The 13687-nt window shown below is 55.7% G+C and carries 16 protein-coding genes and 1 tRNA gene; 9 read left to right on the plus strand and 8 right to left on the minus strand.

All coding sequences use genetic code 11. From position 1 onward, the window contains the following. Positions 1-73: 73 nt before the first annotated feature. From urtE to urtA, 5 genes are all read right to left on the minus strand, one after another. Positions 74-769: an urea ABC transporter ATP-binding subunit UrtE gene (gene urtE, locus AC2FJC_RS23045; RefSeq protein WP_496741986.1), complete on the minus strand. Its 696-nt coding sequence runs from the start codon at positions 767-769 to the stop codon at positions 74-76. A 3-nt stretch (positions 770-772) separates the two neighbouring features. Beyond that, positions 773-1513, minus strand: coding sequence for an urea ABC transporter ATP-binding protein UrtD (gene urtD / locus AC2FJC_RS23050; RefSeq protein WP_170519429.1), 741 nt, complete (start codon positions 1511-1513; stop codon positions 773-775). Continuing rightward, entirely contained in the window at positions 1510-2739 is a 1230-nt protein-coding gene (gene urtC, locus AC2FJC_RS23055; RefSeq protein ID WP_496741988.1) for an urea ABC transporter permease subunit UrtC, read from the minus strand. The genes urtD and urtC overlap by 4 nt, the downstream gene beginning before the upstream one ends. Before the next feature lie 3 nt (positions 2740-2742). Beyond that, positions 2743-4695, minus strand: a complete 1953-nt coding sequence (urtB, locus tag AC2FJC_RS23060; RefSeq protein WP_496741990.1) for an urea ABC transporter permease subunit UrtB — start codon at positions 4693-4695, stop codon at positions 2743-2745. A gap of 62 nt (positions 4696-4757) precedes the next feature. Beyond that, positions 4758-6038 carry an urea ABC transporter substrate-binding protein gene (urtA, locus tag AC2FJC_RS23065; RefSeq protein WP_496741992.1) on the minus strand — a complete coding sequence of 427 codons (1281 nt, stop codon included), beginning with the start codon at positions 6036-6038 and terminating at the stop codon, positions 4758-4760. 444 nt (positions 6039-6482) lie between these two features. Between urtA and AC2FJC_RS23070 the strand changes: the two genes are divergently transcribed. The 9 genes from AC2FJC_RS23070 to ureG all read left to right on the plus strand — a co-directional run bounded on the left by AC2FJC_RS23070 (position 6483) and on the right by ureG (position 11897). Further along, positions 6483-7250 carry an urease accessory protein UreD gene (locus AC2FJC_RS23070; protein WP_496741994.1) on the plus strand — a complete coding sequence of 256 codons (768 nt, stop codon included), beginning with the start codon at positions 6483-6485 and terminating at the stop codon, positions 7248-7250. Between the two features lies 1 nt (position 7251). Further along, positions 7252-7554, plus strand: a complete 303-nt coding sequence (locus tag AC2FJC_RS23075; RefSeq protein WP_496725658.1) for an urease subunit gamma — start codon at positions 7252-7254, stop codon at positions 7552-7554. Positions 7555-7572: 18 nt separating this feature from the next. Further along, positions 7573-7734, plus strand: coding sequence for a hypothetical protein (locus AC2FJC_RS23080; RefSeq protein ID WP_496725659.1), 162 nt, complete (start codon positions 7573-7575; stop codon positions 7732-7734). Further along, entirely contained in the window at positions 7731-8063 is a 333-nt protein-coding gene (locus tag AC2FJC_RS23085; RefSeq protein ID WP_496725660.1) for an urease subunit beta, read from the plus strand. Before AC2FJC_RS23080 ends, AC2FJC_RS23085 begins: the two co-directional genes overlap by 4 nt. Next, on the plus strand, positions 8038-9798 hold the full coding sequence (gene ureC, locus AC2FJC_RS23090) for an urease subunit alpha (protein WP_496741996.1): 1761 nt from the start codon (positions 8038-8040) through the stop codon (positions 9796-9798). The genes AC2FJC_RS23085 and ureC overlap by 26 nt, the downstream gene beginning before the upstream one ends. A gap of 130 nt (positions 9799-9928) precedes the next feature. Next, complete coding sequence (locus AC2FJC_RS23095) at positions 9929-10150, plus strand: DUF1127 domain-containing protein (protein ID WP_170519457.1); 222 nt, start codon at positions 9929-9931, stop codon at positions 10148-10150. 31 nt (positions 10151-10181) lie between these two features. After that, positions 10182-10634: an urease accessory protein UreE gene (locus tag AC2FJC_RS23100; RefSeq protein ID WP_496725662.1), complete on the plus strand. Its 453-nt coding sequence runs from the start codon at positions 10182-10184 to the stop codon at positions 10632-10634. Then, complete coding sequence (locus AC2FJC_RS23105) at positions 10600-11271, plus strand: urease accessory protein UreF (RefSeq protein ID WP_496741998.1); 672 nt, start codon at positions 10600-10602, stop codon at positions 11269-11271. Before AC2FJC_RS23100 ends, AC2FJC_RS23105 begins: the two co-directional genes overlap by 35 nt. Further along, a complete protein-coding gene (gene ureG / locus AC2FJC_RS23110) occupies positions 11268-11897 on the plus strand; it encodes an urease accessory protein UreG (RefSeq protein WP_170519465.1) in 630 nt (209 codons plus the stop codon). Before AC2FJC_RS23105 ends, ureG begins: the two co-directional genes overlap by 4 nt. 113 nt (positions 11898-12010) lie before the next feature. Here the strand turns inward: ureG and AC2FJC_RS23115 are convergent, their stop codons facing one another. The 3 genes from AC2FJC_RS23115 to AC2FJC_RS23125 form a co-directional block, all read right to left on the minus strand. Then, positions 12011-12640, minus strand: a complete 630-nt coding sequence (locus AC2FJC_RS23115) for a metallophosphoesterase (protein ID WP_496742000.1) — start codon at positions 12638-12640, stop codon at positions 12011-12013. A gap of 11 nt (positions 12641-12651) precedes the next feature. After that, positions 12652-13002: an IS66 family insertion sequence element accessory protein TnpB gene (gene tnpB, locus AC2FJC_RS23120; protein WP_496742002.1), complete on the minus strand. Its 351-nt coding sequence runs from the start codon at positions 13000-13002 to the stop codon at positions 12652-12654. Between the two features lie 608 nt (positions 13003-13610). Beyond that, positions 13611-13687 (minus strand) — tRNA-Met (locus AC2FJC_RS23125).

Consider the following 13687-nt stretch of genomic DNA (forward strand, 5'->3'; position numbering starts at 1 on the left):
GATACACCTCTGAAACTCAGTGGCTTGAAGCATGCAACAGAGACAGCAGCAACAAAATTAATGGATCCAGAACCTAGACAGTTACGGCCTGCAGCAACTCATCCCGTGTCATGTCTTTCTTGGCGCCGTTGATCAATACTTCTCCTCGTCGCAACGCGATAAATCTGTCGGCAAGATCATAGGCAAAGTCAAAATACTGCTCCACCAGGATGATTGCCATTCCGCTCGTGGTTCTGAGGTGCCGGATGACTTCGCCTATCTGTTGGATAATGTTGGGCTGAATACCTTCGGTCGGCTCGTCCAGCAAAAGTAGGCGTGGTCGTGTTATCAGTGCCCGCGCGATCGCCAGCTGTTGCTGCTGACCGCCAGAAAGGTCACCTCCGCGACGGTTTTGCATCTGTTTGAGGACCGGGAACATATCAAAAATTTCACTTGGAATGAAATGCTCGCTGGCTGGCAGACAGGCGTACCCCGTTTCAAGGTTTTCGCGAACTGTGAGCAAAGGAAATATTTCACGACCTTGTGGAACATAAGCCACGCCTTTCCACGCCATTTGATGAGCAGGCAGGACACCCAAAGGTTTCCCGTCCAGATCCAGATTGCCACCCGAGCGCAGATGCGTACCTGATATTGCTTTCATCAGGCTGGTTTTCCCGACACCATTGGTCCCCATGACACAAGTCACTTCACCTTGTCTGGCTTCCATGGAAATCCCGTTGAGGATCTGCGAATGCCCATAATGTAAAGTCAGATCAGTCAGCTTCAGCATTGTTTAGCGCCCTAGATAAACGTCGATGACGTCCTGGTTAGATGTCACGTGATCAAGACTGCCTTCAGCCAAGGCGGACCCTTCGTGTAAAACCGTGACTTTGCAATTCAGGCGTCGGACAAATTCCATATCGTGTTCCACCACGACAACGGCACGGGTTTTGGCGGCTTGTACCAGTAAGTCGGTGGTGTGTTCGCGCTCCTGCGGTGTCATGCCGGCGGCAGGTTCGTCCACCAGCAAGAGTCGTGGCTCCTGGGCCAGCAGCATGCCAATTTCCAGCCATTGTTTTTGACCGTGGCTCAGTTCACCAGCTTTGCGGCTTAGGTCTTGATGCAGACCGATTTCGACAGCCAGATCTTCAACTTTCTGCAAATCCTCAGTGGTGGTTCGATAGAAAAGCACGTGAAGCCAGCCACGTTTGTTCTGAAGCGCCATCAGCAGATTTTCGTGCACGGTCTGGTCTTCGAAAACCGTTGGTTTCTGAAACTTCCGCCCGATCCCAGCCTGCGCAATTTTTGCTTCGGAAAGTCCCAACAAAGATAGGGATTTCTCTCCCCAGATGACACGCCCTTCATCGGGCCGGGTTTTACCTGTGATGATGTCCATGAACGTAGTCTTACCGGCCCCGTTCGGGCCGATCACTGCGCGAAGCTCAACGTCGCCGATCTGGAACGACAAGTTGTTGATAGCTCGGAAACCGTCGAAAGTGACCGAAACACCGCTAACCTCAAGCAAAGTGTTCATTCCATGGCCTCCTTCTCTCGCAGGGCGCCGTCATCCGGTCCTAAATTTGCCCCATGCCTGTGTGGGTGGCGGCGGTCGGTCCACAAGTCGAACAATCCTCCAAAGCCTTGCGGGGCGAACAACGTAACCAACACGAAAGTTACGCCCAGTAGCACCTGCCACCAGTCGACCCATTTGATCGTGTAAAACCCAAGCGGAATATCCGGGGCCTGCCCGCCCGTGAACCACGTGCTCAGAAGGCTGACAAAGGCTGCGCCAATTACCGCGCCGTACAAGCGGCCTCGTCCACCGATGGCGACCCAGACGGCCAAATAGATCGAGGCGATGGGGGCCATCTCCTCGGGATTAATGATGCCAGCTTGCGGATAGTAAAGCGCGCCGGCAATGGCTGCGATGCAAGCAGTCAGGGTGAAGACGGCCAGCTTGTAGACCTCGACCGAGTAGCCAAGGAAGCGCACTCGTGCCTCGTTATCGCGAATGCCGCGGATGACCGAGCCGAACTTGCCTGACACGATCCATGCGGCCAGCATGTAGCCCAGACCCAGCGCCAGTGCCGAGGCCCAGAGGAACCAGATCGACACCACGTCCTGCGAGGCAGTGACACCTGGCAGGTTCTGCAAGCCGGACAGCCCGTTATTGCCGCGCAAGCCGCTGTCGTTCTGGAACAGGTACAGGGCCAGCGCCAGAGTCATAGCCTGGGTCAGGATCGACAGATACACACCGGTGACACGGCTCCGGAAAGCCAACCATCCAAAGATCAGCGCCAGTAGACCGGGGACCAGCACGATCAGGATCAGTTGCAGTGTCAGGCTGTGGGAAAACGCCCAGATCAACGGAAATTCCGACGATCCGACAACGCCAAAGACTTGTGTAGCGATGGCGTCCACCACCTCGGCCGAAGTCGGTGGAATTTCGGCCTGTGCCAGCGAGTCTACCACGATCAGGCGTGTACGCTCGTACATCAGCCACATACCGATCATGTAGCCGCCCAGCCCGAAAAAAGCGAAGTGGCCCAACGACAGGATGCCAGTGAAGCCCCAGACCAGATCCATCGCCACTGCGATCAGGCACAGGCACAGGGTCTTGCCCAGTGTTTTAACGAAACTGGTCGAGATTACGCCGATCCCGAAACCCTCGGACAGGATGGTCACGCTCAGAGTGAACAGGGACAGGATGGCAAGAAAGACCAGCACGGATGGGTTCTTGGAGATAAAGCTGCGTTCCATGGCTCAATCCCCCGCCGCGCGGCCCTTGAGGGCGATGATGCCTCTTGGCCGGAACTGGATGAAAATGATGATGAAGATGATCATGTAGGTTTGCGCCGCGAGGGTGTTCGATGGGTTCATCCACTCGATCCCTTTCTGCAGGAAGCCGATCATTCCGGCACCCGCCAGCGCGCCCCAGATGTTGCCGACACCGCCGACAACGACGGTCATGAAGCTTTGTACGATATAATCGTTGCCCAAATCTGATGTGACCTTGGCAAAGAGGCCGATGGCGACACCCGCAATCCCGGCGATGCCCGAGCCCAGCCCGAAGGTCAGCATGTTCACCCGCCCCGGATTGATCCCCATCGACCCCGCCATGCGCGGGTTCTGCGTCACCGCGCGCATCTCAAGCCCCAGCCGGGTCCGTTTCATGATGTAGAGGAACAGCCCCAGAAAGATCATCGCCAGTACAAAGATCGCGATGCGGATGTAGCTGATCGAGACCACGTCGTTCAGCACCCACGCCCCGTCGAGCCAACCTGGGGCTGTCAGCGGGCGAGCCTGCGTGCCAAAGATGTTCTTTGCCAGTTGCTGCAGGGCAATTGAGATGCCGAACGTCGCCAGAAGTGTCTCCAGCGGCCGGGCATAAAGCCAGCGGATCACCAACCTCTCCATTGCGACACCCATGGCAAATGTCACGGCAAAAGCCATGGGGATTGCCACGACGATCGAAAGCGTGTGGTCAGGGATAAACTGTTGCACCACGTAGCCGGTATAGGCGCCCATCATAATAAACTCACCATGGGCCATGTTGATCACGCCCATCACGCCGAAGGTGATGGCCAGACCAATGGCGGCGAGGAAATAGATCGACGCCAGTGAGATCGCGTCCAGCGTCAGGTCGAGTGTTTGGTTCACGCCGACCTTCAGTTCGATCTGTTCCAGAGTTTTCTCGGCTGCTTCGGTGACCTCAGCAGACGACTCGCTGTAGGTCTCGAAGAATACATGCGCGTTTACTGCAGCGTCGATGTCTGCGTCCGTGAATAAGGCTGGCACAAGCCCGGCCTCTGCCAGAGAGGCATACGCACGCTCGCGCATTGCATCTGAACTCAGTTGCGCGACGGGAATGTCACCTACACGACCACCGACAATGTTAGTCGATAGTGCCGCTCTGATATCATCCGCTGAAATACGCGGTGGGGCGAGGTTTCCCGCAACGAGCAAGTCATATGCTTCGTCGGTCGTTAAGACTTCTGAGCCCGCTTCAAGAATAACTGCGACGTTCAGGTCCGCGGGCAATTCGAGAGCGGCGTGCCGGGAGGTGACGACCAAAGGGTTCAAAGCGGCACGAACATCTACGCCCAGATCGCCGGACATTTCTTCGATTGCGGCCACGCGGGCTGCGGTATCTTCGTCAAATCCAATCGTCAGCAATCGTTCAAGCCGCTGTTTTTGCGCTTTCAATTCCGTGTCCGGTTCATCGTCTATCGAAGCCCGCAGCGGCTCTAATAGTGCGCTTTCGGGATCACGCTGAATGGATTGCAGGGCCGCCAGCCGCTTCGCGCGGTTGGGATCGGTCAGTTGGAACTGCACCAACGCTGTCCCAATCATCGCGCGGATACCGCTGTTGGGCTTCAACTGCTTAAGCTCGGACTTCTCGAAGGTGCCGACGATCGCACCTGTATCGAAATCGGTCAGTTCATACGACCGCCCCTCACCTTTCTGGCCAGCGAAGAACAGACCGTCAGACTTGCGCATCCACATGTTTTTGGCGGCCCATGTCTCAAGCATTACTTGCGCCTGAGGCAAACCGCTGGACGCAATAGCATCAATCGCCGGTTTGATCGTCTTACGCGAGCTTTTGGCGATGATCTCCTGATGTTCTTGCAGGATCGGTTGCAGACCGACCTCTTGAGCGTTTGCAGTCAGGCAGGCGCACAGGATTGCGAGGCCCGCAAGGAAAAGTCGTACCATGTGGTGAAACCCGAATGTCTTTTGTGGCAAGGCGGGCAAACAAACCCGCCTTGCGTGGTCTGTTAGTAGTTCGACAGGGTCTGAACGCAGGTCTTGGTCTCGGTGTTGTACATACCGCAACCCAGCTCTTTCCAATCAGAGACCAGCACAGCCGACTCCGGAAGGAAATCAGTCCACGCGTCACCCGGCACGACTTCGGTTTCGCTGATGATATCGAACTGGCCGTCTTCCTGAATCTCACCGATCAGAACCGGTTTCGCCAGGTGGTGGTTTGGCAGCATGACGGCGGTGCCACCGGTCAGGTTCGGGAACTCCTGCCCGTACATCGCAGCGCGCACGGAATCGACTTCGGTCGAACCGGCCTCGGTCGCGGCGTTCACCCACATGTTGAAGCCGATGTAGTGCGCCTCCATCGGGTCGTTGGTCACGCGTTCATCGCCCATGGTGGCTTTCCAGGTGTCCACGAATTCTGCGTTGACCTCGGTATCCGCCGACTGGAAGTAGTTCCAAGCGGCGAGGTGACCGACGAGGTTGGTGGTATCCAGACCGGACAGTTCTTCCTCACCGACCGAGAAGGCCACGACCGGAATGTCATCTGCCGAAACACCAGCCGCTGCCAGTTCCTTGTAAAATCCGATATTGGCGTCACCATTGATGGTCGAAATCACGCCGACTTTCTTGCCATCCGCGCCTAACGCGACCACATCAGCCACAATCTTGGACCAGTCGGAATGGCCGAAAGGGGTGTAATTGACGAAGATATCGTCATCAGCAATACCCTTTTGTTTCAGATAGCTTTCAAGAATATTGTTGGTGGTTCTGGGGTAGACATAGTCCGTGCCGAGCAAAGCAAATTTCTCGACCCCCAGTTCCTCCAGAAAATAGTCTGTCGCAGGGATTGCCTGTTGGTTCGGCGCGGCGCCGGTGTAAAATACGTTTTTCGAGGACTCCTCGCCCTCATACTGAACCGGGTAGAACAGCAGGCCGTTCAGCTCTTCGATGACCGGCAGCACCGATTTCCGGCTAACCGAGGTCCAGTTGCCAAAGATCACGTCCACCTCATGCACGGTCAGCAGCTCGCGCGCTTTTTCAGCAAATAGCGGCCAGTCGGATGCGGGGTCGACCACAACCGCCTCAAGTTGTTTGCCCAGCAGGCCACCCTTGGCGTTTTGCTGATCGATCAGCATCAGCATGGTGTCTTTCAACGTCGTCTCCGAGATTGCCATCGTACCGGACAGCGAATGCAGCACTCCAACCTTGATCGTGTCTTCGTCTGACAAGGCGGCGGTGGCCATGGCAGCAAAGACGACCGATCCGGCGAGCGTGGATTTGAGCGATTTCATGTAATCCTCCTGGCGGGGGCCGGGAGAGAGGGCTTGCGCAAAGGCACACTCTTCTTCTACCTGATCCCCGCAACTGTTGTTGCGTTCCGTGTGGCGGTTGTGTTCGAGGTCCAATTCGCGCAGCCGTCACACACCCCCGGGTCGTTTCCGCGGTGGCACCCATACGGTTTCTGCATCGCAGCAAGCTTGGCAACTTACCATTAACCCAATTGGGGAAATCGGCGAGATCCGCCTATTTTTTCATCCAAGACCGGGGTCGCTGTCTAAAATTTAGACGCGCGATGTCGAAATAAGCAGATTTCGACACTGTAGATTAGTGTTCCGCCCCTTCAACAGAGAAACAGGTGCCACCAAACCAAGCTCTAAAGGTGCCTTATTACCCAAGTTACAGCCATATTGCCCACGCACAGTGCTGTTCCACCGCGTGCTGTAGGCGCCGTCAGCTTGAGCACCAAGCAATTGGGCGACAGGACGGTGCTGAACAAGTTTCGCCAGTCCGGGTCTTTTAAGTGCCTGTTCCCCAGAACCAATACACCTGATCTTGACGCGGTTCTCTTAAACACAGCCGGCGGCGTAACCGGGGGCGATTCATTTCGATTTTCCGGCAAGGCGGCGAAAGGAACCGCGCTGACTTTGACAACACAGGCCTGCGAGCGCGCCTACAAGGCCAAGCCGCATGAATGTGCCCAGATTACCAATCATCTGTCTGTTGAGACTGAAGCCCGACTGAACTGGTTGCCGCAAGAGACCATTCTGTTCAATGGCAGTGCTCTGAACCGACGCCTGAAAATCGAGATGGCGCCGGATGCCGAAATGCTGATGGTAGAGCCTCTCATCTTCGGGCGCATCGCAATGGGCGAGACGCTTACCGATATCCGCCTAAACGATCGGATCGAGATACAACGCCAAGGAAAAACGGTGTTCCTTGACGCGATCCGGTTCTCTGGTGATTGGCACAAGCATCTGTCCAAGCCGCATATTGCAAACGGCGCAGCAGCGATGGCGCTGATCGTCTTTGCTTCGGAGTTAGCCGAAGGTCATCTGGATTCCATTCGCAAAATGCTGCCCGAGGACGCAGGGGCAACACTAGTCCAAGACGGCCTTCTGGCTATCCGTATTCTGGCCGACAACAGCTTGGCTCTTCGCCGCACATTGATGCCGATTTTGCGCCGGTTGAACAAAGACACATTACCCCGATGCTGGATGCTCTGACATGAACCTGACACCTCGTGAAAAAGACAAACTTCTGGTCGCCATGGCCGCCGAGGTCGCCCGAAAGCGGCTGGACCGCGGCGTCAAACTGAACCACCCCGAGGCTATCGCCCTGATCACCGACGCCGTGGTCGAGGGCGCGCGAGATGGCCATTCGGTTGCCGACATGATGCAGGCCGGGGCTGAAGTGATCACCCGCGGCCAATGTATGGAAGGCGTGCCCGAGATGATCCACGAGGTGCAGATCGAAGCCACCTTCCCGGATGGCACCAAGCTTGTGACTGTCCATAACCCTATTCGCTAAACCTCAGAGGAGTTCCCAATGTATCGCATGCTGTTTCCCGCCCTTATTCTGGCTGGCCCTGCCATGGCCCATTCGGATACCCATGTTCACTCCCATGGCAGTGATTATGCCCTGCTCGCAGCTGGGCTGGCATTGATCGCGGTCATCGCTGTCACAGTGATTATGAAACTGCCAAAATGATCCCCGGTGAGATCATACCCGCCGAGGGTTCACTGACGCTCAATGCCGGACGCAGCAGTCGTCTTGTTGTTGTCGCCAACACCGGTGATCGACCCGTTCAGGTCGGCAGCCATTACCATTTCGCCGAAGCGAACTCCGCCTTGGATTTCGATCGCTATGCAGCTTTAGGGATGCGATTAGACATCCCAGCAGGTACTGCCGTGCGATTTGAGCCGGGTCAGACTCGCGAGGTTATGCTGGTGCCCTACGACGGGCGCCGCCACATCTACGGTTTCAATATGCATATCATGGGGGCTCTGAAAAATGCCGGGCAAAATCAGTCGGAGTGACTACGCCTCTATGTTTGGCCCCACGGTCGGCGACAAAGTACGATTGGCGGATACCGATCTGATTATTGAGGTCGAGAAAGACCTGATCGTTGAGCGTGCAACAGCCGCGCGTTTCAGCGAAACCGGGCACCGCGAAGACGTCTATGGCGAGGAGGTCAAGTTCGGTGGCGGCAAAGTCATTCGTGATGGAATGGGGCAATCTCAGTTCACGCGCGCCGAAGGGGCGGTGGATACGGTGATCACCAACGCGCTGATCCTCGATCATTCCGGCATCTACAAAGCGGATGTGGGGTTGAAAGACGGGCGTATCGCCAAGATCGGCAAGGCCGGAAACCCGGATACGCAGCCCGGTGTGGGCATCATTATCGGTCCTGGCACCGAGATCATTGCAGGCGAAGGTCGCATTCTGACCGCAGGCGGGTTCGATAGCCACATCCATTTCATCTGCCCACAACAGATCGAAGACGCGCTGCATTCCGGCCTGACCACTATGCTGGGCGGCGGCACCGGTCCGGCGCATGGGACGCTGGCGACCACCTGCACCCCCGGCCCCTGGCATATCGGGCGGATGTTGCAGGCGGCAGATGCCTTTCCCATGAATCTGGCCTTTGCAGGCAAGGGCAACGCCTCATTGCCCGCGGCGCTTGAGGAACAGGTCCGTGCTGGGGCCTGCGCCCTGAAACTGCATGAAGATTGGGGCACGACCCCTGCCGCTATCGACTGCTGCCTATCGGTGGCTGATGCGATGGATGTGCAAGTGATGATCCACACCGACACGCTTAACGAATCTGGATTTGTCGAAAACACCGTGGCCGCCATAAAAGGCCGCACGATCCACGCCTTCCACACCGAAGGCGCTGGCGGAGGCCATGCCCCGGACATCATCAAGATCTGCGGCGAGAACCACGTTCTGCCGTCTTCGACGAACCCGACGCGGCCCTTCACCGTGAACACAGTCGAGGAACATCTGGACATGCTGATGGTCTGTCACCACCTCGACAAATCTATTCCCGAGGACGTAGCCTTTGCAGAAAGCCGCATTCGGCGTGAGACAATCGCAGCCGAGGATATCCTGCACGACATGGGTGCTTTCTCGATCATCGCGTCTGACAGTCAGGCCATGGGTCGAGTTGGAGAAGTCTTGATCCGCACGTGGCAAACCGCTGACAAGATGAAGAAACAGCGCGGGCGTCTACCCGAGGAAACCGGTGAGAACGACAACTTTCGCGTCCGCCGCTATATTGCGAAATACACCATCAACCCGGCCATTGCACATGGCCTGAGCCACGAGATTGGCAGTATCGAGGAAGGCAAACGCGCTGACCTCGTCCTGTGGAACCCGGCCTTTTTCGGCGTTAAGCCCGAGATGGTTCTGCTGGGCGGCACGATAGCCTGTGCGCAGATGGGCGATCCCAACGCGTCGATCCCTACACCGCAGCCGGTTTATAGTCGCCCAATGTTTGGCGCTTACGGACGGTCGGTGGAAAACTCGGCGATCACATTTGTCTCGGAGGCGGCCCATGTGGATGGGATCGGTGATACACTGGGATTGGCAAAGCAAACCGTCGCCGTCCAAAATACACGAGAAATTGGCAAGCAGGATCTTCTGCTGAACAACGCGACACCGCATGTCGATGTTGACCCGGAAACCTATGAGGTGCGCGCGGATGGCGAATTGCTTACCTGTCAGCCTGCCGAAGTTCTACCGATGGCACAGCGATACTTTATGTTCTGATTAAAATTTACGCTGCATTGCAGCAAACGCATCCCGGGCATGACCAATCGCCTACTACTAAGCGAGTGAAAGATGACAGATATTAGAACGGAAGGGAGGACCAACGTCTCGCAATTTTACGAGGGTCCCAATGGCACACACAGAAAATCAACAGCATTCCGGTTTTTCCGTATTCGGTCTGTTCTCGGCGATTGGTTCGTCGATCTATTCAGCTCTTGCTCGATTGGCAGAAGCACGATCGCGCACCGATCAAATCCAGTTCCTGCAATCGCTGAGCGACGAAGAACTGCGCAAACGCGGCCTGTCACGCGACCGGATCGTACAACACGTTTTCGCGGGTTCTATCTGGTAATAGCTACCCGTTCCACAGAGGGGGCGCTGGCATGACCATCCTCCTTTGTACAGCACGGCGGTATTCTGATCATCTACACGGCGAGCCTGCAGATGCCCTGTCGCTGACCTATGAAGACCGTTTTTTGCGGCGCAAGGTTCTGACCTGCGAAAGTGGCGAACAGATTCTCATCGACCTGGCACAAACGACTTCGTTGAACCACGGCGGCGCGTTGGTTCTGGACGATGGTCGCGAAGTGGAAATACAGGCTGCGCCCGAAGCGTTGCTGGAGGTAAAAGCCCCGGATCTGACGCGCATCGCGTGGCATATCGGCAATCGCCACACGCCTTGCCAGATCGAAAAGGCTCGCCTGTTGATCCAGGTCGATCACGTAATCCGAGATATGCTTCTTAAAATCGGGGCTACCGCGCGAGAAGTGCACGAGCCGTTCACCCCCGAAGGCGGCGCCTATGGCCACGGCAGGACCCATGGCCACACCCACTGACACCGACATCCTGACGCTGACACAATGGTTGTCCCCTGCCTATCCTGTGGGGGGGTTTGCCTACTCTCACGGACTTGAATCCGCGATTGACCGGGGAACCGTCGCGAATTCTCAGGATACCGAAGCCTGGATTTCAGATGTGCTAGAATATGGCTCTGGTTGGAATGATGCTCTGTTCGTTGTGGCGGCCTTCAATGCGCTGGACAAAGATGAACTGATCAACGTCGATGTCACGGCGCGGGCCTTTTGCGCGACATCCGAAAGGCTCATGGAAACCGAGTTGCTGGGACAGGCCTTCGGAAATGTCACCAAAGGTGTCTGGGAATTGGACCTTGGGCACTTCACCTACCCCGTCTCGATTGGACGGGCTGCAAGACTACAAAACCTTCCCTTGCTGCTGACGACCAAGATGTTTCTGCAAGCATTCGCAAGCAACCTTGTCGCCTGTGCCACGCGCCTTGTTCCACTTGGACAGACCGATGCTCAGAGGTTGATCCGCCAACTGACACCGCTGTGTGCCCAGATTGCTGAAAACGCAAAAAAGGCGAGTCTGGACGAGTTAAGCTCTACTGCGTTCTTGGGGGACATTGCGGCCATGAAACACGAAACACAATATTCGAGGATTTTCCGCACATGACCAGTATAAACGGCCCTCTTCGCGTAGGTATTGGAGGCCCGGTAGGAGCCGGAAAAACTACTTTGACCGCCGCCTTATCTGAAGCGCTGCGCGATGTCTGTTCGGTGGGTGTTATTACCAACGACATATATACGCAGGAAGATGCCGAAGCGCTGATGCGCATGCAGGTCCTGCCGCGGGACAGGATCATCGGCGTCGAAACTGGCGGTTGCCCGCATACAGCAATTCGCGAAGACGCCTCGATCAATTTGGCCGCCGTCGCCGAGATGCAGACACGTCATCCGGATCTCGACATTGTTTTGATTGAAAGTGGAGGCGACAATCTATCAGCCACATTCAGCCCGGAACTGGCAGATCTGACCATCTACGTGATCGATGTCGCCGCAGGCGAGGAAATCCCCAGGAAAGGCGGGCCGGCGATTACGAAATCGGACATCCTTGTAATCAACAAGACCGACCTTGCGCCGCATGTTGGCGCTTCGCTGGAGGTTATGGAACGTGATGCGCAAAGAATGCGTAAAGGACGGCCCTTCTTGTTCTCGTCACTTCGTCACAGAAGCGGGGTCGACACAATTGTGGATCTGCTTGTGAAAGGGGGAGGTTTAGAGGTTTCGAAAGCGAGTTAGCTCCCGAGACGAAGAGGCCAAGTTATCGATGCTCAAAGCTGATTGGACAAACCGAAAGCACGATCATCATTTTGGCATTTGTCTGGATGTAATATTTTGTTTTTGTTTGCAGGCTAACTGCAAACGAAATTCACCACGGCATTTTTGACAAAAAATTGGTAAGCAAAACCTTTTCCTTGACCCACGTGTTGCGTACGCGCCCGTCGCGCTACGTCATCGTACGTCACCGGCATGAAATCCCAGACATCAACTCCTACATTGATGGAGTTTCGTGAGCCGCGCCAATTGTTGTGAACGTGTCCAAACAATTGTAGAGCGCCACGTCTTGCGTGGTTCCACGTAATCATTGGGTAGTGGCACAGCGTGTTGCGCTGGTTCTTGGGCCCGTCAGCCGCTTCTGCCAATAGTGATACCGACGACCAATCCAGTGACTGGGTAAGGTCGCTGTCATGATTGCCCACGATCAGGTGTTTGCGCGCTCCGGGTAACTGGCCATAGATCTGTTGTAGATACGCTGGATCTTTCGCTGGCGCGCCGAAAGCAAAATCTCCGATGATCCAGAGATCGTCCTCAGGCTTTACGACCTTCCACATGTTTTCAAGCATAGCGCCGTCCATATGAGCGGAGGATTTGAATGGACGGTCACAAAACCGAATGACGTTCTCATGCCCAAAATGGGTGACTGCAGTGTACCAATTTGTCATGTTCGCCGCTTCATAGCTGTTGTTTGTTTCGAGTCCCAAGCGCGATTGCCTTAGACAGCAACCGGACGGCGCATATCTCTAGCGGTGACACGCTTCCAGTCGAGGCCTTCGAACAAGGCCTCAAACTGAGATTTGTTCAGAGTAATCATGCCGTCATGGATGCGCGGCCACTCGAAGCCCTTTCCTTCGATCCGCTTGTACGTCATCACGAGTCCGGTTCCGTCCCAGACGATCAGCTTCAACCGGTCAGCACGTTTCGAACGAAAGATGAAAATTGCACCGCTGAAGGGGTCGAGCTCAAATTCATTCAAGACAATCGCTGCCAGGCCATCCATACCTTTTCTAAAGTCGACAGGTTTGGTCACGACGTAGAATTTGAAATTGCCCGCCGGAGAGATCATGGGTCACGCTCGAGCGCGCGGATTAATTGAGCCAGCTGATCGATTGGAAAATTCGGCGGTAATAGAACTTCGCAGCCTGCGCGCCTGACAACAATCTGTGATGCCGGAGGCGGTGCAGCTGGCTCAGCACGCTCAACCTTGATTTCGGCGAACGCCGGGGGTGGCTGTTGAGTCTTCTTTGGCTTGTGCGGTGACTTTCGAGAACCGCCTTTCCGCCAGTTGCAAGCCGTCTTGTTCGAAACCTGACAAGTCTTTTGCACCTCACCGATTGATAGCTCGCCGGATCTCATTCTCTGACCCATCGCGCGTTTGAACTTTGTTGGCCAAAGGCGGCGGCCATCTTTCCCGACAGGGATGGAGTAGCCGTAGGCGTGGAAGATGTTCTGTATTTTCTGATCACTTGCGAGCTCACCCAAGTTTTGAGAGTTCATGATGCCTGTATCCTTTTGGGCGCATCATATACTGGCGTACGGTAGCTGATCAGCGGTGATTTAGGGGGTCAAATGCAACGCTTACGTTGGAAGGTGCACTGGCAGCGATGATTGGGCTAGCCCAGGATGAACAAAGCCGCCTTGCGGCGGCTTGTTCGATACTTTGTTCGACCCAAGTGGTTGCGGGAGTAGGATTTGAACCTACGACCTTCAGGTTATGAGCCTGACGAGCTACCGGGCTGCTCCATCCCGCG

This window comes from Ruegeria sp. CDSB117, assembly GCF_059611005.1.